Below are 25,708 nucleotides of genomic sequence, written 5' to 3' on the forward strand. Positions count from 1 at the left end.
AATCGTTATGAACTTTACAAAACCATTTTTACAGGAAGCATGGGAACGGGCGCGCTTTACCGAGTTGATGCCTGTTCAAGAACAAGCGATTCCGTTGTTGCGCGAAGGAAAAGATGTCCTGGCTGAAGCGCCAACAGGAACAGGGAAGACGCTTGCTTATGTCATTCCAGCTTTAGAAAAGATTGAAGTAGAAGAACCACACGTGCAAGTCGTGATCACGGCACCAACACGGGAACTCGTCATGCAAATTCATCAAGTCATTCAATTGTTTGCTCAAGGAAGTGGTATCAAATCCGGTGCATTCATTGGTGGTGTTGAATTAAAACGACAATATGAACGATTGAAGAAAAAACCACAAATCATCGTCGGAACGCCAGGGCGTCTCGTTGAGTTGATCGATTCGAAGAAGCTAAAGATGCATAAGGTGAAATTGATCGTCTTGGACGAAGCGGATCAAATCTATGAGAGTGGTATGAGTGACTCGGCGACGCGAATCGCAAACAGTGCACTACGCGATCGTCAGTTAGCATTCGTCTCCGCGACATTGCCGGAACGGACAGCAGAATGGGGACGGACGCTTGCAAACAACCCTGAGACGATTCGGGTTGAGCGTGCCGTCAGCACACAAGTGACATTCGGTTATTTGGAGACTTCACGTCGTCAGAAGCCGGAATTGTTACGTCGCCTGGCGAACATGCAAGGATCAAAAGTGCTGACATTCATCAACAACCGCTCCTTCCTCGGACCATTAAATGGTGAGTTGAGTAAATTCTCATTGAAATATCGGATTTTGGATGCTGAAAAAGGAAAACGAGAGCGAATGGAGACATTACGTTCTTACAAAAAAGGAGAGTTTCCTTTACTCGTCACGACAGGTCTTGCGGCACGTGGTCTAGATATCGAAGCAGTCACGCATGTCGTCCATTACGATTTACCGGAGTCGCTTGACGATTTCGTACACCGTTCAGGTCGGACGGGACGTGGAAATGCGAACGGAATGGTACTTGCTCTTGTTACGGATCAAGACTTAAAACACTTAAAAACACTTGCGAAGCAAATGGGCGTCGAGATGGAAGCAATGGAAATTTACCGTGGGGAAGTCATTCCAAAACGTGAATTCACAGCACCTCAGACGATTAAACGACCGGCTACTCCTCACCGGAAAGGGCGATCGAAATGAAGAACGATCGAAAAGTAATTCCGTTTCCGACGACGGTTTCTGAAGCGGAAATGAATGCAGCCTTGAAGAAGATGTATCAAGAAGCAGCGACAGCACGTAGTACGGATTGGGTCGCTTTCATAGAAGAGATTGCAACGGAGGGACGTTGGTATTTAAAAGATGCTGAGTTGTTCCGGGACTTATTCGTAGATTGGGCCATCTTCTATGAGACGGATGATCAAGGAAAAACGCCGCACGGTCGTTTTCTTGAGCAGGTCAAAGAAGAGTTATCGCCTAGCCTCTATCGTGCCTTGCGTGGATTAGCGGACCCGATGCCCTCGCTGTTTCAAGTCGAGGCGGATGGTGTCGTTGATTTGATGTCAAAACAGACGTATCAAACGGATTTGTCTGAGATTGAAGTCGAACCAGGTGATTTGTTGATTGGAAAACTGCTCTACATTTCTGGGAAATGGCGCTTTGCGATTGCCTACATGAAAGTAGCGCGCGCACTGGTACCAGAAGTCCTCGCCTTGTTGACAGATTTCGTGGATGAAGTAGGAGAAGACGCGTTGCTTCGCCAGTACCCTGAGTTTTGTGCGGAATTGATCGACTTACTCCTCGATATCGAAGAAGGCAACATTGCGCCGAGACCAGAAGAATAATCGAAAAAACCTAGGACACATGACCGATTATGATCAATGTGTTCTAGGTTTTTTTTCAAGAATCTGCTCGATATAGGGCGACATCGTTTTTATCCCGATGTTTCACGCGATACATGGCAAGGTCGGCTTGCTTTAAGCATGTTTCAAGATCAGCTTTATGACACGCGGTCACACCGATGCTTGCAGAAACGAATAAGGATTGTCCTTTATAGACGTAAGGACGTCTTAAAAAGTGTAAGAAGGATTTACATTTTCGACGTAAGGACAGTTCATCATCGGCGTGTAAGAGGATCGCGAACTCATCTCCACCCAGTCGATACACCTGTTCTAAAGAATTCGTATGCTCGCTCAATCGTTTCGCGACCTCGATCAATACGTAATCACCTGCTTCATGACCATACGTATCATTGACTTGCTTAAAACCGTCTAAATCGACTACCGCAAGATAATTCATCTCGAGGAGATGATTCGAAAAATCTCGCTCTAACGAACGACGGTTTCCGATACTTGTCAAGGCGTCATGGTAGGCGTGGTATTCGATCCGTTTTTGCCGGAGCTTTCGTTCAGTGACGTCATGTAAAATCGTGAAACGTCCCTTCGAGGTGGCAGCAATTTGAATCGGAATATCAATGATCTCATATCGTCTATGTTGTTCATCTTCATACTCATCGATATCTGTCTCAAGTGTTTCTAATAGGTGACGCATCGTACGAGGAATATGTTCAATCGTCATGTCGGGTAAATGAAACAGACGTTGGGCAGCTAAGTTCGCGTATAGTGCCGTTCCGGATTGATCGAGTCGAATCATCGGATCAGGGTGACCGAGAAAGAGTGGGATGACTTGCTGTTCGCTATCTTTAATTTGTTGTTTTCGATGTTCGATGCGTGAAGCGAGTTGTTCATTCCGTTCGTGTAATTGTGCGACGATCAACCCATGCTGACGAGCAATCAAGATTTGTCGAATGATTAGTAAAACTAAAATGATAAAGATATCGAGTTTTCCGCCTTCTCGTTCCACCATGTAATGAATGAATAAAGGAACGGCCAGTAGAGGGAGCCAGGAACGGGGAATGACCGTCGTTCGAGTGGTTCCTTCTTCGATATGATCAATATGCCATAGAATAGCTGCACTTTGCACCAAACGGATCAAGATCGGGAAAAACAATAGATAATTCGCTGAGAAGTCCGGGAAATAAACACTTGAGACTTCGTAGATACCGCGAATAAAAATGGATAAAAACAATAAGAACAATGCCATCCTTGATACCCAATGGGTTTCTTGGATGAACGTGAAATAGAAGAAAACGAATAAACCGAGTGATGTATTCGTGATGACGATGATGGCATAAGGAACAGTTTGCAGTCCAGGATTCGTCAATTCATTGAGGACGTGAAACGCGACAAGTCCAATGAAAACGACGATGATCGCGGCATCGACGAAAGCGAGTACGTGTTGTCCGAGTGTCCGTTTTGTGATGATTCGGTAAAAAATCGCGTATAAGAATACGTAATGGGATATTGAAAATAAAATTAGGCTATAAATAGATGAAACTGGAAAGTCTGGATTGAAGAAATGTAATGTCTCAAGAACGGAACCGATACAGGATAAAACTAGTGATCCTAAAGCGATCAGCCAGAATTTTCGTCTTGGTACGACTAATGCTTGTTCCTTACGATAAGCAGTAAGAATAAAATAAGCAATCAATCCAAGAGAGGCATACTGTAGTACTTGTTCAACGATCCGATTAGAGATGGAAGGGGTCCATGTGGCAAGGATCATTAGAGCAAAAGACATGACGAGCATGGCAGGAAACCAACGGATGAAATAGTTCGATTTAAGCATGGACTCCCTCCTAACGTTTAATTTGAGTAGCGAACAAAAAATTGTTTTTTTCGGTCTTCTTAATATGGTACATGGCTTCATCTGCTCGAATCAATAATTGTTCTGAGCTTTTACCATCTTCAGGGTATAAGGAAATTCCGATTGATGGTGTGACTTGAAGCGTATGTGTCTGAATATAGAACGGATGATTTAGAACTTCGAGAACGTGTTCGGCAAACTGACGTGTTTCCGAAGCAGATGCCTGAATGAAGATCAAGAACTCATCTCCTCCAAGACGTGCAACGAGATCAGTTGACGTCGTCATCGATTGAAGGCGGCTCGCCGTCTCTTGTAACACGAGGTCACCAACATCATGCCCATAAGTGTCATTGATTTGTTTGAAACCGTCTAAATCAATGAATAGTAAGGAGCCGTATTCTAACGTCGGCAGAGTTAGATAAAGTTGTTCCTCGAAGTAACGTCGGTTTGGCAAATGCGTGAGCGAATCATGGTACCCCATACGTTCTAGCCATACTTCCTGTTGATAATCTTCCGTGATATCCGCCAAGATGACGAAATAGCGTTGGTGATCCGGGATATCGATGATTGTCGTATTCAAAAAGATTTCCGGATGTTCCTCCGTGGCCGGTACATGTAGCAAATGAGAGGGATAAATCAGCTGCGCTTGTTGAAGTAATGGAATGAGTCGATCGAGTTGTAGCCGTTGGCTCGGTCCGAGCGGTAAATCGCTCCATCCAGCTTCGACAGCAGCTGGATTGACAGATCGAATCTGATACGTAGCATCGATTTCAAGAACAACTTCTGGATAAGATAGAAAAAGCGACGTTAGTTCTTTTTCGCGTAACTGTAAGAGTGCTGTCTTTTGATAGACGATGTCTTCTAGATTCGTTTGCAGTGCTGTTGTTTCCTGTAACAACCGCAGATTTTCCTGATATGAAAAAAGCTGTCGTGTTAAAAATAATAAAAACGTAATGCCGACGGAAAGTGAGAAGAAGGTTTGGGAGACAGGGAAGAATGTAATATAGAGAATCAGTACAGATAATAAGATGTACGACATCAAGGAACGCGTAAGTGTTTCGACCCGAATAAGAGTTGCTTGTTGTTCATGACTGATGGGAAGAGCGCGAGTATTCATGAAGGCAAGGATGAAGAGTCCGCTGAGTGGGTATAGCGGAAGCAATAAACCAGCTATTCGCGGTTCACCGTTCAATAACAACGTATAAAAAATAAAGTTCGTCATACCGAGCACGAACGTTCCGAGTACGAGAAAGAGGAATCCTAATCTCGATACGTTTCGCTTTAGTCCAGAAGCATAAAGTAAGAAAAAGAACAGCGTCAACAGAATCGTCAAGAAGGCATAGAAGGTCCAACTGATTTGCTCGAGCACCGTTCGCGTATAAGAGGGGACAAAGCGGAAAATAGCGATGTATCCAGCAATCATCGATACAGTGAACAATGTTAAAGAATCAAGAATCAATAATTTTTGTTTTTGAAACAAAGTCAAATCCAACTGCCGAAATAAGAAGATGACTATCATCGTTAAATGAACCGTGTAAGGCAAATCCAGTAAGACGTTCAGGTTAACAGCGTTCCATTGAAAAAGACGACCAATCATATTGAGGAAATCGCCTAGAAAATACGAGAAAAAGGCGACCGATAACCATTTATATGGAATGGAAGATTGTTTGAAAGCCTTCGATTGACTAAGTAGGAAAATGACGAAAGAACCGACTAGACTAATGATCGCTGAAAGTTGTAACGAGCGATCTTGTGGTAATAGCCAGAGCAGGGTGTACGTGACAACTAAGTAGAATGCGACGGTAGGGTAGATGTTTTGAACGATCCGTTTCACCGGAACTCCTCCTTTCGCAAGCCTTCCATAAAAACGAAATATGCTATAACATTACCCGATATTTAGTTTGAATTCACATTTATTTTCAGATTTAAAATGAAAATAAGAGGTGATTCCCATTTCATGAAAAAAGCGGGGTTCTTCTTTAAGGAAGAACTCCGCTTATCGAAATTATTGATTAGATTGACGATAGTTTTCAAATGCCTCGATTTTTTCAGAAAGGTACGTCCAATACTCCATCCGTTCATCAAGCATCGCTTTCGTTTTTTCAATGGCTTGATACAGTTCATTGACTTTACCAAGATCGCTTCCTGCCGAAGCAAGTTCGGCTTCTAATTGCTCCAGTTCTGTCTCACTTTCTTCGATTTGTTGTTCAATGATTGCCCAATCTTGTTGTTCCTGATAACTTAGTTTTTTTGGCGTCTCTATCTTTGGTGCTGTAGCAACCTCAACCGTCTTTTCAACAACGATTGATGGAACGGGTGCTGTCATTTGCTCAAGATAGTCTGTATATTGTCCATAATAAAAGACGACATTCCCGTCTTCAAATGCAATCAAGCGATTGACGACCCGGTCGAGGAAGTAGCGATCGTGGCTGACCGTGATGACGGTGCCTGGGAATGATTCTAAATAATCTTCGAGGACGGATAACGTCTCAGTATCCAAGTCGTTCGTCGGCTCATCAAGGAAGAGGACGTTTGGTTCTTCCATCAAAATCGTCAACAATTTCAGACGTCGTTTTTCGCCACCGGACAGCTTACCGATTTGTTTATATTGGGCTTCCGGTTTAAAGAGAAACTGTTCGAGCATCTGACTTGCCGTGATCTCCTCACCAGCGAGTGTCGTGATGACTTTTGCGATTCGTTCGACCTCATCGATGACACGGCGTTCGGGATGCGTGAATTCGGCAAATTGCCCATAAAAGCCGATCTTCACCGTTTCGCCGTGAATGATTTCACCGGTTGTTGGTTCTAAGCGTTGCGCAAGTATTGAAAGAAGTGTTGATTTTCCACTCCCGTTTCGTCCTACGATGCCATACCGTTCTTTCCGTCCAATCAAAGCGTTAAACGATTCAAAAAGGGTCCGTTCACCAAATCGATGAGAGACATCATGCGCTTCGATGACTTTTTTACCAAGACGGGTCGAACCGACCTGTACTTCGAGTGTTGATTCTTCTTCCTCGTATGAGAGGTCTTGTAAAGCATCCACGCGCTGGATCCGCGCTTTTTGTTTCGTCGTCCGCGCCTTTGCTCCGCGACGCAACCAGGCGAGTTCGCGACGGAGGATGTTTTGACGTTTTTCTTCCATAGAAGCCGTCCGTTCACGACGTTCGGCACGTTTCTCAAGAAACGATTCATAGTTTCCGACATAGAAATAAGCTGTACCGTTCGCGATTTCCATCATATGATTCGTCACACGATTCAAGAAATAGCGATCATGGGTAATCAGTAGAATCGCACCACGGTATTCCTTGATTTGAGTCTCAAGCCAACTGATCGTCTCAGCATCGAGTTCGTTCGTCGGCTCATCGAGCAGGAGAAGATCGGCTTCGTCAAGTAAAGCTTCAGCGAGTCCGACACGCTTGCGTTGTCCTCCGGAAAGCGAGCCGATCAACGCGTTCAAGTCGAGGATACCGAGTTTGTTTAAAATCATCTTTAAGCGTGATTCCGTGTCCCAAGCTTGCGCAGCATCGACTTCTGTCTGAGCTGTGATGAAGCGATTGAGTAACGTTTCACTCGTCGGATCTTGTTCGAGTGCTAGACGCGCCGTTTCATAGTGACGTAAGGCGTTAATCGTTGGTGTATCACCAGACAATAGTACTTCCATGACCGTTTGGTCTTCCGGATAATCGGTCGTTTGCGATAGCAAGCGGATCCGATAATCATTCGGGTGATGCATCGTACCAGCGTCTGCCGTCTCTTTACCTGCCAAGATATGCAGGAGAGTCGACTTACCGGTACCATTGACACCGATGATGCCAATCCGGTCGCCAGGTGAGACGGAGAATGTCACATCTTCGAAGACGATTTTATCAGCGAATTCTTTTTTAAGATTTTCTGCTTTCATTAACATATTAGACACCTTCTACAATCTGTTTAATTTGCTGTTCGACTGTTTGGACGAGTTCTTTCTGTGTCATCGTACTCGGATCAATCGACGGTAAGATCGTAACGTCGACCGTGGCAGGGCGAATTTTACCCGTTTCCTCCATAACGCGATAGCTCCCCGAAATTGCGACGGGTACGACACGAGCACCACTTGATGTCGCGAGTGTGAAGCTTCCCGCTTTGAACTCCGCCATTGGACCGCCTTTAGAGCGTGTTCCTTCCGGGAAGATGATCATTGATTGTCCGTCCTTGATCGTGTCGACACCAGAACGGATTGCTTTCAGCGATTGGCGTCGATCTTTTCGATCAATCATGACACACCCCATCAGATTCATCCAAACATTGACGATCGGAATTTTATTCACTTCGATTTTTGAGATGAATGCTTTCGGTTTATCGATTTTTCCTAGTAGGATCGGAACATCGAAGTTCCCTTGGTGATTCGAGATGAAGACGACAGGTTCATTTGCCGGGATATGTTCACGTCCCGTCACGTTGACACGAACGCCAGCGAGTCGGAGAAGAGAGTTTGCCCAGACGCTCGCTACACGCTGAACGAATGCATAGCGCGCGAGATGCGTTCGACGTTTTGCGCTTGGTAAAAACGGTAAGGTACAGGGTAAGACAAGTCCAAAATAAATGAACCAAATGACAGTACGGATCATGGTGAAGTGACAGCTCCTTTTTCATTGCTGATGTTATTGTACAAAAAAAGACCGGGCGTCGCACCCAGTCTGCGTGATTATTCCCAGTAACGAGGCTCAGATTCCTCTTCGCTTTCTCCAAGTTCAAAGGTGAGGCGACGTGTCGTCGGATCAACAGAGAACGTGGCGTTCGTATTGTCGATCTGTTTGATTTCCATCGTTTCCTCATCCAAAATGAGAGTCAAGCGGACCTTATCTTCGTGATCTACGAGCAGTACGCCATCTTCCTTCAACCATAAATCGATGACAGGAGAGTAGCGAAGTGTCCAACCGTTTGATAAAGGGATTTCGTTCATAATGAATCTGTTCCTCCTAGGTGATGAAATCGTGTTCTTTACTTATCATGCTGGTCTGTCGCGGAGAATGCAAGTGGTGTACTCGAATCTCGATGAGGATAGCCGATTTGATAAGATTGTTCTCGTTTCTTCATCCGTTCGTACTGTTTTTTGACACGACGGTGTTGAATGTATTCAATGTAAGTCAGATAGGACGTACGGATCAACTGGCGGATCGATGATAGTGACAGACAAATCGCTAGTGTAAAGACGAATACACCGATCGAACTCGTATAATAACCGGTAACAAAACTTAAGTATGTAGTGATGAGACCCGTAATCGTCGTAAATAAGTAGAAGAGCACGTCCGTTTCCTCCTCAAAAATTAAAATGATGGCATGTTCATTTAATTCGAGGTCAAACACAATTTTCCTTTATCGTCCTGTAAATGTCCGGAAAAAATAAAAAATCCACACGGAAGGTGTAGATTTTAAGGGCGGTCGATTTGCTGAAGCGCTGGTGTCTTCGGTGTCATATCCGTACTGTTCGATCCTTCTGCGAAGACAATTCCAATCGTAGCAAGGAACGCGAAAAATGCAAAAACCAATGTTTTCGTGAAGCGTCGTGCGAACGAACGCGATTGAATGTTATGAAACATTTTTATCCCCCATATTTACCTAAACTAAACCTTCTTTTTCCTGTTATTTAATCATATATCTTTTTTTCAAAAAAATCACGCAAATGTGTTCCGTTCACAAATATGTCACAACTGTCACCATTGTGTCGATATCAGAGATGAATGGAAAAAGAGTATAGTATGGTAGGGAAAGAACAGCAGAACGATTCACAAGGACTGGAATCGATTCAAATAAAGAGAGGAGATGACCCGAAATGGGATTACGCGCAGGACAGGTTGTCACATTAAAAGTAGAACGCGAAGCAGAGTTCGGAGTTTTTCTGACAGATGGAAATGAAGACGTGTTGTTGCATAACAATGAACAAACACGGAAAGTAGCCCTCGATGAAGAGGTAGAAGTCTTCTTGTATCAAGATAATGAAGGGCGTCTAGCATCATCGATGACGATTCCAGAAGCTTCATTTGAAGACTATGTCAAGACGACGATTAATGGAACACGCTATAACACAGGAGTGTTCGCGAATATCGGTATTCAAAAAGACGTTCTCGTCTCACTCGACGATTTGCCGCAGCGCCGGATGTTCTGGCCAGAAGAAGGCGATCAACTCTTCATTCGTCTGAAACATGATCAGAAGCTTCGGTTACTCGGAGACCCTGCACCTTATGCATACTTCAACTTACGTGCGAAGCCAGCTCCAGAGGAGTGGAACAACATGGACGTCGAAGGTCTCGTCTTCTCACAACGTGAACCAGGCGTTAACGTCTGGGTCAACGATCAATCGATCGGATTCTTGCATGAACGTGAGATGGAACGTTGGCCGCGTCTTGGAGAAGTCTTGAAATTACGAGTGACAAATGTAAAACCAGATGGTACAGTATTACTTTCAGCACGACCACGTGCCTTTGAAGCCATTGATACAGACGCGGAGTTGATTCTGAACCATCTACTTGAACATGATGGTCAGATGCCGTATGGTGATAAGACAGCTCCCGAGACGATCGATGAAGTATTCGGTCTCAGCAAGGCAGCATTCAAACGAGCGCTCGGTCGCCTGTTGAAAGATAAAAAAATAGAAAAAAATGAAACGGGTATTCGGTTGACGAAATAATCAGACCGAGTAAGCCTGCGTTTCGAATAGATAGTAAGGAATTCATCATTTTGGTGGTTGCGGCTGGTTTGATTACCGGCGACCATTTACTGAATATACCCCATCACTAGTGGGGGCACGCGATGACGTACATCGCACGGTCCGGGCACTTCGCCTTTCCCTCGCCCTTATGGCAACGATTATGATGGTGACTTCCCTAAACATTATTATAAGAGAAACCACTCTATCTTTATGTGATAGATTCTGTTATAATAGGTAGTCGATTGTATTCGTTACGGTAGCGTCTGTTTAGTGGCAGACGCTTTTCATATGACAAAGGAGAGTATTTAGCATTGACAACATTTCGTGAATTAAATCTTAGTGAGGCACTTATCAAAGGTGTCCTAAAAATGGGCTTCGAAGAAGCAACACCAATCCAAGCAGAAACAATTCCAGTCGGACTCAGCGGCGTTGACTTAATTGGTCAAGCACAAACAGGTACTGGTAAAACTGCAGCATTCGGTATCCCAACAATCGAGCGTCTTGACGCAAAATCACGCAACATCCAAGCGTTGATTCTTGCTCCAACACGTGAGCTCGCAATCCAAGTAGCAGAAGAATTGAACCGGATCGGTGAAGTAAAACGCGTTCATGCACTTCCTGTTTACGGCGGTCAGCAAATCGATCGTCAAATCCGCGCACTTCGCAAAAATCCACAAATCGTCGTTGCGACACCAGGACGTTTGATGGACCACATGAACCGTAAGACGTTGAACCTCGATCACGTTCAAACGGTCATCCTTGACGAAGCAGATGAGATGTTGAACATGGGATTCGTCGAAGACATCGAGAAAATCCTCGGTGCACTTCCTGAAACACGTCAAACACTCTTATTCTCAGCAACGATGCCACCGCAAATTCGTAAAATCGCAGATCGTTTCATGACGACTCCGACACACATCAAAGTCAAAGCAAAAGAAATGACAGTTGAAAACATCGACCAGTCATTCATCGAATTGAAAGAAAGCCAAAAATTCGACGTTCTTTGCCGTTTGATCGACACGGATTCTCCGGAACTCTCAATCATCTTCGGTCGTACGAAAAAACGTGTTGACGAAATGACTGAAGGCTTGATCCAACGCGGATACACAGCTGACGGTTTACACGGTGACTTAACGCAAGCAAAACGTGACCAAGTCATCCGTCGTTTCAAAAAAGGAACGATCGATATCCTCGTCGCGACAGACGTTGCAGCACGTGGTCTTGACATCTCTGGTGTCACACACGTCTACAACTTCGACGTCCCACAAGATCCAGAGAGCTATGTTCACCGGATCGGTCGTACGGGTCGTGCTGGTAAAACAGGATCGGCTGTCACATTCGTTACACCACGTGAATTCGGTCAAATCAAAACAATCGAACGTGTCACGAACAAAAAAATGTCACGTCGTCATGCACCAACACTTGATGAAATCTTAGAAGGCAACTTGAAGCTTGCTGCACAAGAACTCATCAAACGCGTTGAAGCAAAAGACTCAAAAGAATATACGACACTTGCACAAGAACTCTTAGAAGAGTACGAAGCAGTGGAACTTCTTTCAGCAGCACTTAAAGGATTGACGAAAGAGCCGGATGCAACACCAGTCCAAATCTCTTCAATCGAACCAATCCGCGTGAAACGTTTCGGTAGCAACGGTGGTGGAAACCGTCGTCCTTACGGAAACAAAGGTGGAAGTGGAAGCGGCAACCGCAGTGGCGGATACCGTGGAAACAACCCGCGCGGTGGCGAGCGTCGTGAAGGTGGTCGTTCATCTTCTTCATCAGATCGTCGTGAAGGCGGTTATGCTGGACGTAGCAACCGTAGCGAAAGCGATCGTAACCGTGGTGGACGTAAACCACGTTTTGAAAAGTAAACGATTCGAACCGATTTGTCACAGACAAGTCGGTTCTTTTTTATGATTTATCTGAGCGGTCATGATAAAATGAGCCATGAACGATAGGGAGAGGGCTGAATCATTCGTGTATACCATTTATGTAGCAGCATCCGTCTGTCTCGTTGCACTGATCGTCGCGACGAAAAAGATTTGTGAGCGGACGACAAAAGGACATTTTCGTTATATTCCGTTGGCGACCTTATTATTTGGCGGCATCATTTTTCTTGTGCTAGCCATCGGTAAGGGAGGAGCCGTCGGAATCCAATACGGTGTCCTGAGTATCATCTACTTGACGGCGACATTCGGTGTGTACTTGTATATCGCATTGCGGAAAGATACGACGTTATCGTAAAACAGGGGCTCTCTCGTTACAGAGAGGCTCTTTTTTTGTTAAGATAGAACAAGAGTACAAGGGGGGAATAGAATGGATGCATTAGATGTCATCGTTCATCCCGAAGAGATAGAGGCATGGTTTCAACCGATCGTAGGCGCTGCCCCTTTTAAGGTGGAAGGGTATGAAATCCAGTCCCATTTTCGTGGAGAACCGTTAAAACCATTTTTTCAGGAAGACGATGTTCCAATCGAGTATCAACTCGAAGTCATGGGGCATGTCGTCCGTCAAGCATTCCAAAAAGTACCCTCCGATGCACAAGCGTTTATTCTGATCCGTTGTCGTCCAGCTTGGCTGTTTGAAAACGGTGGGGAGGACTTCTTGCATGTCTTACGGACGGTCGACTCGTCGTTTCCAAAAGAGCGGATGTACGTTACTTTGACGGATGTCCAAGTCGATGATTTTGACCGTCTGGGTCGGATCGTCGCGTATTACCAGAACTCTGGACTGAAGGTAGCGCTGGACCGTGCGGAAGCAACGAGTCTTGAACGTGTCTTTTCGATGTCGCCGGATATGTTGATCGTCGATTTATCCTCCATGATTGAAAAAAAGACCGTCTCAGCGTCGTATCCACATCTCTTACAGACGATGGAGCATCTTTGCGACCAGCTTGGAGCGCCACTTTTGTATAAGAATATCAGTCATCTCGGTCAACTTCGGTATGCGTGGCAACACGGAGGACGTTACTACATGGGGAATCTACTTGGAGAAGCATCACCTGAATGGGTCATGACCTGTCCTGGTATGGAAGTGTTGATCCATGAAGTCCCGATGTTTTATAAATATGATCGCGAGCAGATGAATCGCTTGTTTCAGCTAGAGCAAGACTGGACGGTTCGATTTAATGAAGATTGTCAGTCCTTGAAGCCGGAGCAAGATCTCGATCAATGGTTGCTGACGCTCGCCCGGAAGATGGAGCCGGAATTCATCCGGTTTTATATCACGGATGCGAATGGATTCCAACAATCTTCAAACGTCAGTAAAAAGAGTGGGGAGTGGAAACTGTATTCCTTCTACAAAGGGTACAACTGGAGTTTCCGTCCTTACTTCATCCGGACGACGGTAGCGATGGAACGAAGACATAGTGGATATTTGTCCGAACGGTACGTCGACTTCAGCTCGAGTGAACAAACGCGGACATTTAGTATGCCGCTCAGTAATGGGATGTTCTTATTTGCGGATATCTCTGCAGATTATCTATATCAAGAACGATTGAGTGAATGAGGAGGAAATGAAAGTGTTAGATTATGATTACGAGGCATTACGAGAAATTGGACGAATCGTCGCCATGGCACGCGATGAGATGGCGGATGCCGTCAAACCGGGAATCACGACGAAGGAACTCGATGACATCGGAGCACGCATCCTGAAGGAACAGGGAGCAGAGTCTGCTCCAATCGTCATGTACGATTTCCCAGGAGCGACATGTATCAGTGTCAACGATATCGCAGCACACGGTATCCCAGGGAAGTATGTCATTCAAGAAGGTGATATCGTCAATGTCGATGTCTCGGCTGTGAAGAACGGCTACTACTCAGACACTGGGAAGACGGTCATCGCAGGAGAAGCAAAACGTCCGGAAGATGTCCGACTCGTTGAAGTGTCATTGACGGCGCTTGAGAAAGGACTTGAAAAAGTCAAAGCCGGAACGAAGGTCAACCAGATCGGAAAAGCAATCTATGCCGAAACACGTAAGAGCGGTTTCACGGTCATCCGTAACTTAGCGGGACATGGTCTCGGTAAGACACTCCATGGTGAGCCGGAATCCATCTCGAACTACTTCAATCGTGAAGAGAATGATTTGTTGAAGGAAGGGCAAGTCATCGCTGTCGAGACGTTCATTTCAACAGGAGATGAGTTCTGTATCGAAGATGAGCGGGACGGTTGGACGTTATATACACCGAACCGGAGTCTCGTCTCACAATTCGAGCACACGGTCGTCGTCTTAAAAGACGGGTATGAGATTTTGACGAAAGTCGAAGGCAAAGAATCGTTCTAAGAAAAGCTCATATAGTAAAACACGAGAAGGGGGCTGACTCAAAAGTCAGTTTCCACAAAAGTAAGGGTGGCAGAATGATAATCTGCCACCCTATCTCATAACAAAAAGAATGACGCGTTTCACGCAACTCCTACAGGAAAAAGCGCATCTTTGCGCTGTCAGAGACAAACAAGACCCGCTTTCCTGCTTGAATAAGGCAGGAAAGCGGGCTTGTGTCTCGACTGAGGAAAGGGCGTGAAAGACGCGTCATTCTTTTTGAGTCAGCCTTCTTTTTCGTCGTAGTGCTCCTATTATAAGGATATCCGGGACGTTGCCAATTTGTTTAACTGTGACTCGGATACGGCTGGAGCGGAATAACGAATGTGTCCGTGTTCGACATGATACGGGGTCTCAAGCAAATCTTCTTCGAAATAATCGGCAGTACTTGCCATATCGATCGGATAAGCGAGTCCAGGCAGTGTTGCAAAAGCAAGGGTCTGACGACGTCCGATACCGCTCTCGAACATCCCACCGAGCCAGTAGGGTGCTTTTGTTCGAAGGGACAAAGCGTTCGTCAGTCCACCGACGCGTGCCGGCTTGATGTTTAGAATCTGACCAGCGTGGAGCGTCTGCATCAACTCGGCATCCACTGGAGCGACGATGGATTCATCCAGACAAATCGGTGTCTGTAAGAGTCTAGCGAGACGTTGATGTCCGGACCAATCCGACGCTGCGAGCGGCTGTTCCATCATAACGAGACCGAATGAATCCCACTGTTGTAATAGAGGGAAGTCTGCTTCAGTGAAGCTGCCGTTAGCGTCAAACATCAAGGGCGCATCAGGGAAAGCGGCAAGTACTTGCTCAAGAACGACGGTATCCGTCGGAGCGAGCTTCAGCTTGATCCGTCCATATCCGGAAGCGATCGCTTGTCCGACGGCTTCGACGGTCTGTGCTGCAGAAGCCCGTCCGAGTGCTTTCCCGCAAGGTACGAGAGATGATTCATCACCTCCGAGATACGTGGCGAGCGATTGACCGGTAGCTGCTGCGAATAATTCATAGATCGCTCCTTCGAACATCGCCTTTGCCATCGGATTACCTTGGACGATGCGGAAACGATCCGTAACGTCTGCTGGATGATGGAGCGGTTGTTCAAGTAATCGATACAGCAGCGGAGCGATTCCTTGAAGAGAGTGCTGTGTTTCTGATGTATACCACGGTGTATCAAACGCGACACCTTCCCCGTAACCGATTCGTCCTTCCGAATCAGTCAGACGCAAAATCGTCGTCCGACGTACTGTCAGCGTCGAGAGGGCGGTTTGCATCGGACGACGAAAGACGAGCGGAACATCGAACAGTTCGGCAGACCGGAGAGTGATACTCATAATGACTCCTTCAGTTGCTTCCGCAATAGTTTACCGTTCGCATTGCGTGGCAGCGCGCTACGATAGATATAATCAACCGGACATTTATATTTAGCGAGCAATTGACTGATTTCCGTTCGGACGATGACTTCATCGAGTGTACTGACAATGAAGGCGACCGGAACTTGTCCCCATTTAGCATCAAATCGTCCGACGACACCTGCTTCTTGAATTCCATCAATCGAGAGAAGTGCTGATTCGACTTCAGCTGGATAAATGTTTTCCCCACCTGAGATGATGAGGTCGCTTCGACGATCGAGGACATAGAGGTATCCGTCGGCGTCCAGACGTCCTAAGTCACCAGTCTTGAAAAAACCATCTGCCGTAAAGGCGTCTGCCGTTTTCTCTTCCTCATGAAAATAGCCTTTCATGATCGTCGGTCCTTTGACTTCGATTTCTTGATGACGTGTAATGCGAATTTGTGTCGGATGAATCGCTTGTCCGGCCGATCCAATCTTTCGTAAGGCATCCTCAGGCAAGAGGGTTGCGATTTGAGAAGCGGTTTCCGTCATCCCGTATGTCTGCATGACCGGGATATTGCGGTCGAGTGCACGCGTCAGAATCGGTAATGGTACAGGACCGCCTCCTGTCAGTACGACGCGAAGTGCGTGGCGACGTAGCCCGGCTTCGAGCAGCCGATCAAGCATGACCGAGACGAGTGAGACATGGGTGATCTTTTCCGTCGTAATCCAGTGTAAGGCGCGTTCTGGTGAAAAATGTGGCTCGAGAATGATTGGTACTCCATATATAACCGCCCGGTAGACGACAGCTAACCCACTCATGTGGAACAGCGGCGTGACGATCAAAAAACGATCCTCTGGCAGTGATCCAATATGACGCGCGGCGTTCGTTGCACTCGAGAAATGATTCAACATCGTTTGTTCGACGGCTTTCGGATGTCCGGTCGTACCACTCGTAAAGAGCATCGATTGGACGTATTGCTTTGGCATATGGCGTATTAACAGGTCAGGTGCTTCTTTTTCATAAGAGAAAGCCACGCACGGAATCCTTGTATCGAGTGTCCGGTCCGTCACGATGAGCCGTACATCTGCCTGCTTGAATTGACGTAATACTTCTGTCTGCGTCAAACGTGTGTTGATCGGGACGACGGTCAGTTCGAGCAATTGAGCTGCGTGAAGTGCGACGATGTAGCGCGCACTCGATGGACCGTAAAGGGCGATCCGGTCTCCGCGTGTCACGATCGTCGCCCAAGTACTCGCTAAGCGATGCGCGCGTGCATATAGTTCGGACCACGACCAACGCTCTGTTTCCGTAATGAGTGCGATGTCATCCGGCTGTTCTTTTGCCCGTGTATAGATCCAAGGATACAAAATAGTCACTTCCTTTTGAGATGAATATACGAAAAAGGTTCAATGTCGTAAGACGATTGAACCTTTTTTTCATTATGGGAAACGCGGGAACTGTCCGAAGTCCGGATTACGTTTTTCTTTGAACGCATCGCGTCCTTCTTTTGCTTCGTCCGTTGTGTAGTACAGCAATGTTGCATCTCCTGCGAGTTGCTGAATCCCTGCAAGACCATCTGAATCAGCATTGAATGCCGCTTTGAGGAAACGAAGAGCCGTTGGCGAATGTTGAAGGATTTCAGCACACCATTGAATCGTTTCTTGCTCGAGATCTGCGAGTGGAACGACCGTGTTGACGAGTCCCATATCAAGTGCTTGCTGTGCGTCATATTGACGGCAGAGGTACCAGATTTCACGCGCTTTCTTGTGTCCAACAACGCGTGCGAGGTAACCAGAGCCATATCCAGCATCGAATGAACCAACTTTTGGACCAGTTTGTCCGAAGCGGGCGTTGTCTGCAGCGATCGTCAAGTCACACACGAGGTGAAGGACGTGTCCGCCGCCAATCGCATAACCTGCGACCATAGCGATGACTGGTTTTGGGATGACACGAATCAAACGTTGAAGATCAAGAACGTTCAAGCGTGGAATTTCATCGTCACCGACATATCCACCATGTCCACGTACCTTTTGATCTCCGCCAGAACAGAATGCGAGATCGCCTTCACCTGTTAAGATGATGACGCCGACATTTTGATCGTCACGTGCACGTGAAAATGCGTCGATGAGTTCGTGGACCGTGTGTGGTCGGAACGCATTGCGAACTTCAGGACGGTTGATCGTGATTTTCGCGATCCCGTTCCATTGTTCATATTTGATGTCTTCATAGCTGCGGGCTGATACCCATTCCGGAGCATATTTCATGTGAATTCCCCCAATATGTTAGTGATGAATAAGTAGATTCTCTACCATTGTAACAAACTTTTGCGGTTGGTCGATATGTGGGGCGTGCGAAGCGTGCAAAATCACGTGAATTTTTTCAGGTGATGCCGCTCGCGAAGCGATGGCACGGAATTTTTCATCCTCTGCCCCAACGATCCAATCAATCTCTTTTGGAAGGCATGACCAAAGGGATGGCATGCTCCCTGTACCTTGTGCACGTAACGAAGCACTCAGACCTTCCACCGTTTGGGACAGGCGCTCCTGACGCAGTCGCGTACGTTGCGATTCCGGGAGAAGGGCTTGGGGTTTAAATAGTCCAAGTGTCTCCCAGTGATCGATGAAAGCTTCGAGTCCGCCTTTTTCGAGTCGCTCCGCAAGCAATCGATCCGATGTACGACGTACTTTTCGCTCGATTGCCGTCTCGATACCCGGTGTCGTACTAACAGCGATCGTCCGAGCGATTTGCTCAGAGACGACGCTCAGCATTAAAGCGATTCGTCCACCCATCGAATATCCGAGGACGATCCATGGCTCGGATCGCATAGCGAGCAGTGCCTCGAGATCCTTGACCTGTTGCGTCAAACGCATTCGTTGCTCAGACGCCGGTGTCGTTTTTCCATGTCCCATCAAATCGAGGCGATAGACGGTGAAGTGAGTCGATAAATGCTCACTTAGCATGTCCCACGTCGAGAGGGAGCCTGTAAAACCATGAAGCAATAGGAGCGGTGGACCCGATCCCTCGATTTTCACATGATACGTATGGCCACGCAAAATCATTGGAACACCTCGGCTAACGCATGATTCGTCACGTCCCAGATCGAACGGTGCATCTGTACGTTTTCTGTTCGTGTCGTCTTGACTTCAAGAATCCGAGTGACGTTCGTCTCTTCCGCAAGTGCTTGACGTAACGCGGCGATGGAATCGATCGCCTGATAGGTTACGCCATATCCGGAAGCGAGAGAAGCGAAGTCGAGATGCTGCGGTGTACCGAAAAGTGGTTCGAACACCTCTTGCTCGAGTTGCTGTTGTGGTAAAAAGCTAAATATTCCGCCACCCGCATTGTTGACGAGAATGATCGTTAACGGAAGCGTCCGTGCTGTCATCAGACCGTTGATATCATGAATGAACGCTAAGTCGCCGACGAGTAAATAGCGGTGTGTGGCGTCAAACGTTGCTCCTAGAGCGCTTGAGAGAATGCCGTCAATTCCGTTCGCACCTCGGTTCGCGAGTAGACGAAGCGGTGTTCCTGTCGGTAGGAACGTATCGACATCCCGTATCGGCATACTGTTCGAAACGAAGAGACTTCCGTCCTGTAACGTCGTCAACGCACGGACGACGTTATACTCCGTCATCTCCTCTAGATCGATTGTCGCAAAAGCAGCGGCGACGCGTCGCTCCGCCTGTTGCAACAGTGTCAGATACGCAGGATCATGCGGAACAGATATATAATGCGTGAGTTGTCGCGCGTGACCAATTACGAAATCCGAATGGAGTTGAGGGTCACGCCAATTTCCTGGATGACCGACGACCGTCGTCGGAATATCCCGAGACCAAAGCAGATAAGGTTTTGACGTCGGCATGGCACCGAAACGAATGATTCGGTCTGGTCGGACGTACTGAGCGGTAGCTGGATGTTTGAGCCATGTATCGTAATAGGCAAAAACGTGAGCATCATGCGATTGTCGTCCTTGACTGAGTGGATCCGCCAATACCGGAATCCCTGCTTGTTTCGCATACGAGATGACAACCTGACTGTCCGCCGCAGTAAGTTGTGGTCCAAGTACAAAAAGAAGACGCTCTTCTTGAAGTGCGGTCGCTAAAGCGTCGTTTACGCCCGGTGTCGGTTCAGGTAAAACACCGACCGGGCGTCCTGTCCGTAAGAGATCGAGTTCCGGCACGAGTGGTTCACGTAACGGAACATTGATTTGAACCGGACCAGCTGGTTCCGTTAGAGAGAGTAGGGTTGCGCGTTGTGCAACATGAGCGACGTAAGGAAGGCTCGCTTCTTCTGCTAACGGAAGATCAAACGCATGCCGAACCTGCTTCCCGTACAGACCAACCTGATCAATAGCTTGTGGCGCACCGACATTCCGTAATTCATGTGGTCGATCGGCGGTCAAGACGATCAGCGGAAGTTCAAAAATATTCGCTTCGGTCACTGCTGAATAATAGTTCGTCGCAGCGGTACCGCTTGTACAAATCAACGCAACGGGACGAACGCGTTCTTCCGTCCGTGTTAGACCTAAAGCAAAAAAACTAGCCGACCGTTCGTCAACAAGGACGTGGGTACGGCTAGAAGGATGCAGAAAAGCAGCAATGGCAAGTGGTGTCGAACGGGAGCCGGGACTGATGACGAAGTCCCGGACACCAGAAGCGACGAGCGTATCGATTAACGTGTGCATCCACTTAGTCAACATAAATATCATCCTTTTCAATCGAACCGACGTGTCCAAGTGCTTGTACCATCGGTGATAGTTTAGTTTCCGTCTCTGCCAGTTCACTATCGAGATGAGAGCCTTCGACGAGACCGCAACCGGCGTAAAGAATGACCGCCCGTTCTGTAAACAATCCAGATCGAATGGCAACGATGAATTCCCCGTCATCCTGTCCGTTCATCCAACCAACAGGTGAACCGTACCATCCTCGTTCGAACGTTTCGATTTCTTGGATGGCATCGACTGCTAACTGCTTAGGTTCGCCCCCAAGTGCAGGTGTCGGATGCAGTTTTTCGATTAATTGGAATAACGTCACATCTTCTTTTAAATGAGCTGTGATCGGTGTATAAAGATGTTGAATATGGCGATTCTTCAAGAGAATCGGCGTATCCGGACAATCCAGTTCCTCTGAAAATACAGATAATGTCCGTTCGATCGAATCCGCGACGATTCCGTGCTCTACCCGGTTCTTTTGATCTTGTAATAACGATTGACCGAGTGCTTCGTCCATCTCATCCGTTGCGTGGCGTGGTGCAGAACCAGCGACGGCTGCCGTTTCAAGACGACGTCCACGTTTTAAGACGAGTCGTTCCGGTGTAGCGCCGATAAAGGCTTCTTCCGGATTTGGTTGGAAACAGAAGACGTAGCTGCCGGGCTGCGTATCTTCGAGTTCAGCGACGACAGCGGCTACGTCGAGTGGACGATCCAGCTCATAGACGACTTCGCGCGCCAGGACGATTTTTTCAAGTGTCGTCTCCAAGTAGTGCATCGCTTGATGGAACGAAGCTTCAAAGGCTTCATTCCCATCTCGCGATAGTCGTAAGCGCGTGACGCCTGCCGCAGTCGATGGTTGCGGTTGATTGACTTTGGCAAAATCGAGTGCGAGTTCATTTAAGATAGAATCGACTTGATCCATTGGCTCGACGCGAGCAAAAATCGTCACACGTGTCTTGCCATCTTGTTCTAGAAATAAAAACTTCGGAATCGTCATCGAAGCGTCTCCGAAGGAAGACCAACGATAATCCGGTTGTTTAAGTTCGGTAAACGAAAATCCGCTGAACGCAAATAAATCATGACCGACATGATCGCGATTCAAGTTTGCCCATTGCGATTGAATTCGTAAAAAGCGATCCGTTCCTGAAGCCTGAAGTTGTTGTACGATGCCAAACCCGATGGCCCGCATCGAGCGATCAGGTGTCGCGAAATAAAATCGTTCCTCGATACCCTGCTCGAGGGAACGCATGTCAGTTGCTTCGATTTCCCATGAATACGAAGCGAGTATAGGTCGTTGTGAGGCGTTCGCCTGACTGACGGCCTGTTCGATACACTGTTTTAGCTCTTGTTGAGCGTAAGCCATACCGCTCATTGCCCCCTAGTCTATAGATACTGTGATATGTTTCACTTAATCTAAGTGTAAACTTTTTGCGGACAAAAAAGAAGGAATAAGCTATCTCGGATTGAACATTGACAGCAAAAAACGAAACCCGATACACTTAGACAGGAAAGGGGTTATTATATGAATAAATCAATCGCTGTCTATTGGCGAATGACACGACCGCATACATTAACAGCAAGTTTTGTTCCGGTCGTCGTCGGTACGGCAGTTGTCGCACCACGCGTGGAATCGATACGCTTGGATTTGTTCGTGGCGATGTTGATCGCATCGATGTTGATTCAAATCGCAACGAATCTGTTCAATGAATACTACGATTACAAACGTGGTTTAGATACGGAGGAGTCGGTCGGAATCGGTGGATCGATCGTTCGTGACGGATTCAAGCCGGGAACGATCCTAGCGTTCGCACTTACATTGTATGGCATCTCGGCATTACTCGGTGTGTATCTGTGCATCGAGACATCGTGGTGGTTACTTGTCGTAGGACTCATTTCGATGTTCGTCGGATATATCTATACAGGAGGACCGCTTCCGATTGCCTATACACCGTTTGGAGAAGTTGTTGCAGGCTTTTTCATGGGGTATATTATCATCGCGATTTCGGCGTACTTGCAAATTGGTTATGTTCCGACAGAAGCCGTTGCGATTTCGGTACCAGTCGCCATCTTGATTGGTTCAATCCTACTTGCGAATAACATTCGGGACTTGGATAATGATAAGGTCAACGGACGAAAAACGATTGCCTGTCTCGTCGGACATCGCCGTGCCGTGTACGTCTTGATCGGATTTTTTGCGGCAGCTGTCCTGTCTCTCATTATTGCTGTACTCGCATTTGACGTTTCATGGTTTGCGTTACTCGCGTTATTGAGTATTCCGCTCATGATCAAAGCAGTACGTCTCTTCTGGGAAGACTTACCACCGGAAAAGCTGATGCCTGGCATGGCACAGACCGGTAAAGTGAACACGATTTTCGGACTCTTACTCGCAATCAGTCTCGTGATCGCGAATATCTAATCTTTAATCAAAGCAGCAGGCGATCCGCTTGCTGCTTTTTTAACGTGAAGATAGCAAACAGTTAGAAAAAAACTACTTCGGTTGTCACTGATTTAAAATTTTACTATAATTGAAGCAATGTGCCTGAAAGATCAAACAAGGTCGGAAATCAGGAAATATGGTTAGAGGTGGAACTGAAATGAATAAAATCGCGGTAATCGGAAAAGTATTCGTCGACATAAAAGGAACTTCGTTCGCTCCTTTGCATAAGGATGCGAAAAACGTAGGAGACATCACGTTTTCAAATGGAGGAACAGGACGCAACGTAGCACAAAATCTAGCCGTCCTCGGGAATGAAGTTCGCTTTATCTCGACGGTTACGAATGATCAGATTGGCGTGGGAGTGCTCGATGAGCTGAAATCTTACGGTGCAAATGTGGATCACGTCGAAATGTTAGAAGATCATGGAATGGGCATGTGGCTAGCTGTCATGGATAATGAAGGCGATTTGCAAACATCGATCTCAAAACAACCAGATGCCAAGTTGCTCGAAGAGGCGATTTTACGTCAATCAATCTATGCACTCGATGGAGTCGATGCCGTTGCAATCGATCTTGATTTGTCCGTTACGGTCTTAGAACGTTTGATTCATTTATGTCGCAAAATGGAGTTGCCATTGTTTGGTGTTTGTGGTCACTTGAGCGTCATCGAACGAAATCGTCATCTGCTACAAGGGTTCACTGGATTCATTTGTAGCCGAGAAGAGGCGGAAATTCTGTCTGATCTGTCGATTGTGACTGTTGAAGATGCGATTCATGTAGCGAATGAGCTAGCGAAAAAGGGTGCTCCGTTCACGGTCGTGACGATGAGTGAACTCGGGGCGGTCTACGTTGATCGTCGTACAGCGACATCAGGTCATGTCGGAACGAAAAAAGTAAAAGTCGTCGACTCAACGGGAGCAGGCGACTCATTCTTCTCTGCTGTCTTGTCTGAATTGACACAAGAAAAGTCAGCAGAAGAGGCATTGAAGCTTGGTATGAAGGTTGCAGCAGAAGTCATCGCTTCGACAGAGAATGGACTCGTTCCTGAAATGCTGGATGCTCTTCGATAAGTCGAAATAATAAAAGGGAGGTGGCGTCATGCCGATTCAACGAAGTGCAATCATTTTACGAAACGAACAAGATAAAGTTGCGTTGATTCGTCGGGATAAACCGAACGAAACGTATTATGTCTTTCCAGGCGGTGGGAAAGATGATGGAGAATCGTTAGAAGAAACAGCGATTCGTGAAGCACATGAAGAACTTGGAATCGACGTGGAGTTGACCGGTATTGCCGCCATCGTCCGTTTTAATGGATTCGACAATCCTTATTTTTGGGCGAAAACAATTGGGGGTCGCTTTGGAACGGGTACGGGTGAAGAGTTCGAAGAGGAAGGATCGGGTTATACACCGGTCTGGATCAAGCGTTCGGAGCTACCTTCGTTACCGATTCGTCCTCCGTCACTTGCCAAACAGCTGGCAGAAATGACAGAACCATTCTATGAATTAATCCTTTCTGAAAACGAATGAGGTTTTAGTTGAAATAAAATGGGAAAAGTATATTAAAACAATGAGGTGGTCGTTGACTGCCTCTTTTTCATGAAGGAGAGATGACGATGGCGCATTCACGCGATCCAAAAGGGCTTGCCCTGAACTTAAAGCAACGAATGTCCGATCATAACATCACGGATTATGCAGGGACACTCGCTTATTACTGGTTTTTATCCATTTTCCCAGGAATCATTTTCGTCATTTCCGTCTTATCATTCTTTGACATCGATCGTCAGACACTCGAGTCACAAATTCGCGACTTAGCGCCAGGTGGAGCCGTCAACACATTCACGGATACGATTTTCCAAGCCATCAAGGAACCACAAGGTGGTCTGTTATCGATTGGTGCGATTCTTGCTGTCTGGTCCGCTTCAAAAGGAGTCGATCGTTTGATTACGACGGCGAACCATGCCTATGGTGACTTCTCGCCCCGTGGTTTCGTCGCAGCACGTGGGATTGCCTTGTTACTCACGATCGTACTCGGAATCGGGATGTTGCTGCTGATCGTCTTGAATGTGCTCGGTGGTCCGATCATCACGTATCTTGCCAATTTCGTGTTGCCGATTGATATGGGGCAAAAAATCCTACTGACGGTCTTACGCTATGTCGTGTCGACGATTCTATTGATCGGTATCTTATCGATCTTTTACCGCGTCGCACCAAAGCGCCCGATTACATTCAAAGAAGCAATTCCGGGAGCTGTTTTTGGTGTCATCGTCTGGCAATTATTATCGGTTGGATTCGGATTTTACGTCTCGAACTTCTCGAACTACAATCAGACGTACGGTTCGCTCGGTAGTGTCGTCATCTTGTTATTATGGCTCTACTTCACAGGGCTGATCATCTTACTCGGTTCTGAATTGAACGCGTCATGGGAACGGTTCATGAAAAAAGCGGATCCGAAGAAAATGGAAGAAAAGCGCTTGAAGGAACAAGCTGAACTTGATGCGATTCCGACGAATACGTTCGGATGAAGGTACAAAAAAGCCTGACTGCC

Annotated in this window: 24 protein-coding genes; 11 read left to right on the top strand and 13 right to left on the bottom strand. The window is 46.8% G+C overall.

Annotation, left to right across the window (positions count from 1 at the left end):
- The first annotated feature begins 7 nt into the window (after window positions 1-7).
- Window positions 8-1,180, top strand: coding sequence for a DEAD/DEAH box helicase (locus KNQ12_RS15825; protein ID WP_023467266.1), 1,173 nt, complete (start codon window positions 8-10; stop codon window positions 1,178-1,180).
- Window positions 1,177-1,821 carry a hypothetical protein gene (locus KNQ12_RS15830; protein WP_023467267.1) on the top strand — a complete coding sequence of 215 codons (645 nt, stop codon included), beginning with the start codon at window positions 1,177-1,179 and terminating at the stop codon, window positions 1,819-1,821. The genes KNQ12_RS15825 and KNQ12_RS15830 overlap by 4 nt, the downstream gene beginning before the upstream one ends.
- Window positions 1,822-1,876: 55 nt before the next feature.
- On the opposite strand, the gene KNQ12_RS15835 is transcribed toward KNQ12_RS15830, so the two are convergent.
- From KNQ12_RS15835 to KNQ12_RS15865, 7 genes are all read right to left on the bottom strand, one after another.
- Entirely contained in the window at window positions 1,877-3,664 is a 1,788-nt protein-coding gene (locus KNQ12_RS15835) for a GGDEF domain-containing protein (RefSeq protein WP_214749610.1), read from the bottom strand.
- 10 nt (window positions 3,665-3,674) lie between these two features.
- On the bottom strand, window positions 3,675-5,516 hold the full coding sequence (locus tag KNQ12_RS17260) for a diguanylate cyclase domain-containing protein (RefSeq protein WP_214749606.1): 1,842 nt from the start codon (window positions 5,514-5,516) through the stop codon (window positions 3,675-3,677).
- 171 nt (window positions 5,517-5,687) lie between these two features.
- Window positions 5,688-7,583, bottom strand: coding sequence for an ABC-F family ATP-binding cassette domain-containing protein (locus KNQ12_RS15845; protein ID WP_483298099.1), 1,896 nt, complete (start codon window positions 7,581-7,583; stop codon window positions 5,688-5,690).
- Window positions 7,584-7,590: 7 nt separating this feature from the next.
- Window positions 7,591-8,289 (bottom strand): lysophospholipid acyltransferase family protein, encoded by a 699-nt coding sequence (locus tag KNQ12_RS15850; protein WP_058713981.1) that lies wholly within the window; start codon window positions 8,287-8,289, stop codon window positions 7,591-7,593.
- Between the two features lie 77 nt (window positions 8,290-8,366).
- Complete coding sequence (locus KNQ12_RS15855; RefSeq protein WP_023467272.1) at window positions 8,367-8,624, bottom strand: hypothetical protein; 258 nt, start codon at window positions 8,622-8,624, stop codon at window positions 8,367-8,369.
- A gap of 38 nt (window positions 8,625-8,662) precedes the next feature.
- On the bottom strand, window positions 8,663-8,968 hold the full coding sequence (locus KNQ12_RS15860; protein ID WP_023467273.1) for a hypothetical protein: 306 nt from the start codon (window positions 8,966-8,968) through the stop codon (window positions 8,663-8,665).
- A 125-nt stretch (window positions 8,969-9,093) separates the two neighbouring features.
- Complete coding sequence (locus KNQ12_RS15865) at window positions 9,094-9,261, bottom strand: hypothetical protein (protein ID WP_023467274.1); 168 nt, start codon at window positions 9,259-9,261, stop codon at window positions 9,094-9,096.
- A gap of 233 nt (window positions 9,262-9,494) precedes the next feature.
- On the opposite strand from KNQ12_RS15865, the gene KNQ12_RS15870 reads away from it, so the two are divergent.
- The 5 genes from KNQ12_RS15870 (at window position 9,495) to map (ending at window position 14,652) form a co-directional block, all read left to right on the top strand.
- Complete coding sequence (locus KNQ12_RS15870) at window positions 9,495-10,349, top strand: CvfB family protein (RefSeq protein ID WP_023467275.1); 855 nt, start codon at window positions 9,495-9,497, stop codon at window positions 10,347-10,349.
- Between the two features lie 332 nt (window positions 10,350-10,681).
- Window positions 10,682-12,241, top strand: a complete 1,560-nt coding sequence (gene cshA / locus KNQ12_RS15875) for a degradosome RNA helicase CshA (protein WP_035398788.1) — start codon at window positions 10,682-10,684, stop codon at window positions 12,239-12,241.
- Window positions 12,242-12,347: 106 nt separating this feature from the next.
- Entirely contained in the window at window positions 12,348-12,614 is a 267-nt protein-coding gene (locus KNQ12_RS15880; RefSeq protein WP_023467277.1) for a hypothetical protein, read from the top strand.
- Window positions 12,615-12,686: 72 nt separating this feature from the next.
- On the top strand, window positions 12,687-13,877 hold the full coding sequence (locus KNQ12_RS15885) for an EAL-associated domain-containing protein (RefSeq protein ID WP_023467278.1): 1,191 nt from the start codon (window positions 12,687-12,689) through the stop codon (window positions 13,875-13,877).
- A 13-nt stretch (window positions 13,878-13,890) separates the two neighbouring features.
- Window positions 13,891-14,652 (top strand): type I methionyl aminopeptidase, encoded by a 762-nt coding sequence (gene map, locus KNQ12_RS15890; protein ID WP_023467279.1) that lies wholly within the window; start codon window positions 13,891-13,893, stop codon window positions 14,650-14,652.
- A gap of 290 nt (window positions 14,653-14,942) precedes the next feature.
- On the opposite strand, the gene menC is transcribed toward map, so the two are convergent.
- The 6 genes from menC to KNQ12_RS15920 all read right to left on the bottom strand — a co-directional run bounded on the left by menC (window position 14,943) and on the right by KNQ12_RS15920 (window position 22,090).
- The gene (menC, locus tag KNQ12_RS15895; RefSeq protein WP_058713979.1) at window positions 14,943-16,013 is read right to left on the bottom strand and encodes an o-succinylbenzoate synthase; all 1,071 of its coding nucleotides are present in this window, start codon (window positions 16,011-16,013) and stop codon (window positions 14,943-14,945) included.
- Window positions 16,010-17,383, bottom strand: coding sequence for an o-succinylbenzoate--CoA ligase (gene menE, locus KNQ12_RS15900; RefSeq protein ID WP_214749603.1), 1,374 nt, complete (start codon window positions 17,381-17,383; stop codon window positions 16,010-16,012). Before menE ends, menC begins: the two co-directional genes overlap by 4 nt.
- Before the next feature lie 72 nt (window positions 17,384-17,455).
- Window positions 17,456-18,280, bottom strand: a complete 825-nt coding sequence (menB, locus tag KNQ12_RS15905; protein ID WP_023469886.1) for a 1,4-dihydroxy-2-naphthoyl-CoA synthase — start codon at window positions 18,278-18,280, stop codon at window positions 17,456-17,458.
- Window positions 18,281-18,298: 18 nt separating this feature from the next.
- Window positions 18,299-19,075 carry a 2-succinyl-6-hydroxy-2,4-cyclohexadiene-1-carboxylate synthase gene (gene menH, locus KNQ12_RS15910; protein ID WP_214749600.1) on the bottom strand — a complete coding sequence of 259 codons (777 nt, stop codon included), beginning with the start codon at window positions 19,073-19,075 and terminating at the stop codon, window positions 18,299-18,301.
- Complete coding sequence (gene menD / locus KNQ12_RS15915) at window positions 19,072-20,715, bottom strand: 2-succinyl-5-enolpyruvyl-6-hydroxy-3-cyclohexene-1-carboxylic-acid synthase (RefSeq protein ID WP_058713976.1); 1,644 nt, start codon at window positions 20,713-20,715, stop codon at window positions 19,072-19,074. The genes menH and menD overlap by 4 nt, the downstream gene beginning before the upstream one ends.
- Window positions 20,705-22,090: an isochorismate synthase gene (locus tag KNQ12_RS15920; protein ID WP_023467283.1), complete on the bottom strand. Its 1,386-nt coding sequence runs from the start codon at window positions 22,088-22,090 to the stop codon at window positions 20,705-20,707. Before KNQ12_RS15920 ends, menD begins: the two co-directional genes overlap by 11 nt.
- 159 nt (window positions 22,091-22,249) lie before the next feature.
- On the opposite strand from KNQ12_RS15920, the gene KNQ12_RS15925 reads away from it, so the two are divergent.
- The 4 genes from KNQ12_RS15925 (at window position 22,250) to KNQ12_RS15940 (ending at window position 25,685) form a co-directional block, all read left to right on the top strand.
- Window positions 22,250-23,143 carry a 1,4-dihydroxy-2-naphthoate polyprenyltransferase gene (locus KNQ12_RS15925; protein ID WP_058265775.1) on the top strand — a complete coding sequence of 298 codons (894 nt, stop codon included), beginning with the start codon at window positions 22,250-22,252 and terminating at the stop codon, window positions 23,141-23,143.
- A gap of 178 nt (window positions 23,144-23,321) precedes the next feature.
- Complete coding sequence (locus KNQ12_RS15930) at window positions 23,322-24,233, top strand: guanosine-inosine kinase (protein ID WP_058265776.1); 912 nt, start codon at window positions 23,322-23,324, stop codon at window positions 24,231-24,233.
- A 28-nt stretch (window positions 24,234-24,261) separates the two neighbouring features.
- Window positions 24,262-24,690, top strand: a complete 429-nt coding sequence (locus KNQ12_RS15935; protein ID WP_214749598.1) for an NUDIX hydrolase — start codon at window positions 24,262-24,264, stop codon at window positions 24,688-24,690.
- Window positions 24,691-24,776: 86 nt separating this feature from the next.
- Complete coding sequence (locus KNQ12_RS15940) at window positions 24,777-25,685, top strand: YihY/virulence factor BrkB family protein (protein WP_023467287.1); 909 nt, start codon at window positions 24,777-24,779, stop codon at window positions 25,683-25,685.
- Window positions 25,686-25,708 lie beyond the last annotated feature (23 nt).

The organism is Exiguobacterium sp. s11 (genome assembly GCF_018619015.1).
GTDB lineage: Bacteria > Bacillota > Bacilli > Exiguobacteriales > Exiguobacteriaceae > Exiguobacterium_A > Exiguobacterium_A indicum.

Bases quoted from the DNA above. Each gene is read 5' to 3' on its own strand.
- KNQ12_RS15825 (WP_023467266.1), top strand. From the start codon at position 8: ATGAACTTTACAAAACCATTTTTACAGGAAGCATGGGAACGGGCGCGC.
- KNQ12_RS15830 (WP_023467267.1), top strand. From the start codon at position 1,177: ATGAAGAACGATCGAAAAGTAATTCCGTTTCCGACGACGGTTTCTGAA.
- KNQ12_RS15835 (WP_214749610.1), bottom strand. From the start codon at position 3,664: ATGCTTAAATCGAACTATTTCATCCGTTGGTTTCCTGCCATGCTCGTC.
- KNQ12_RS15845 (WP_483298099.1), bottom strand. From the start codon at position 7,583: ATGAAAGCAGAAAATCTTAAAAAAGAATTCGCTGATAAAATCGTCTTC.
- KNQ12_RS15850 (WP_058713981.1), bottom strand. From the start codon at position 8,289: ATGATCCGTACTGTCATTTGGTTCATTTATTTTGGACTTGTCTTACCC.
- KNQ12_RS15855 (WP_023467272.1), bottom strand. From the start codon at position 8,624: ATGAACGAAATCCCTTTATCAAACGGTTGGACACTTCGCTACTCTCCT.
- KNQ12_RS15865 (WP_023467274.1), bottom strand. From the start codon at position 9,261: ATGTTTCATAACATTCAATCGCGTTCGTTCGCACGACGCTTCACGAAA.
- KNQ12_RS15870 (WP_023467275.1), top strand. From the start codon at position 9,495: ATGGGATTACGCGCAGGACAGGTTGTCACATTAAAAGTAGAACGCGAA.
- KNQ12_RS15885 (WP_023467278.1), top strand. From the start codon at position 12,687: ATGGATGCATTAGATGTCATCGTTCATCCCGAAGAGATAGAGGCATGG.
- menC (WP_058713979.1), bottom strand. From the start codon at position 16,013: ATGAGTATCACTCTCCGGTCTGCCGAACTGTTCGATGTTCCGCTCGTC.
- menB (WP_023469886.1), bottom strand. From the start codon at position 18,280: ATGAAATATGCTCCGGAATGGGTATCAGCCCGCAGCTATGAAGACATC.
- menH (WP_214749600.1), bottom strand. From the start codon at position 19,075: ATGATTTTGCGTGGCCATACGTATCATGTGAAAATCGAGGGATCGGGT.
- menD (WP_058713976.1), bottom strand. From the start codon at position 20,715: ATGTTGACTAAGTGGATGCACACGTTAATCGATACGCTCGTCGCTTCT.
- KNQ12_RS15920 (WP_023467283.1), bottom strand. From the start codon at position 22,090: ATGGCTTACGCTCAACAAGAGCTAAAACAGTGTATCGAACAGGCCGTC.
- KNQ12_RS15925 (WP_058265775.1), top strand. From the start codon at position 22,250: ATGAATAAATCAATCGCTGTCTATTGGCGAATGACACGACCGCATACA.
- KNQ12_RS15930 (WP_058265776.1), top strand. From the start codon at position 23,322: ATGAATAAAATCGCGGTAATCGGAAAAGTATTCGTCGACATAAAAGGA.
- KNQ12_RS15935 (WP_214749598.1), top strand. From the start codon at position 24,262: ATGCCGATTCAACGAAGTGCAATCATTTTACGAAACGAACAAGATAAA.
- KNQ12_RS15940 (WP_023467287.1), top strand. From the start codon at position 24,777: ATGGCGCATTCACGCGATCCAAAAGGGCTTGCCCTGAACTTAAAGCAA.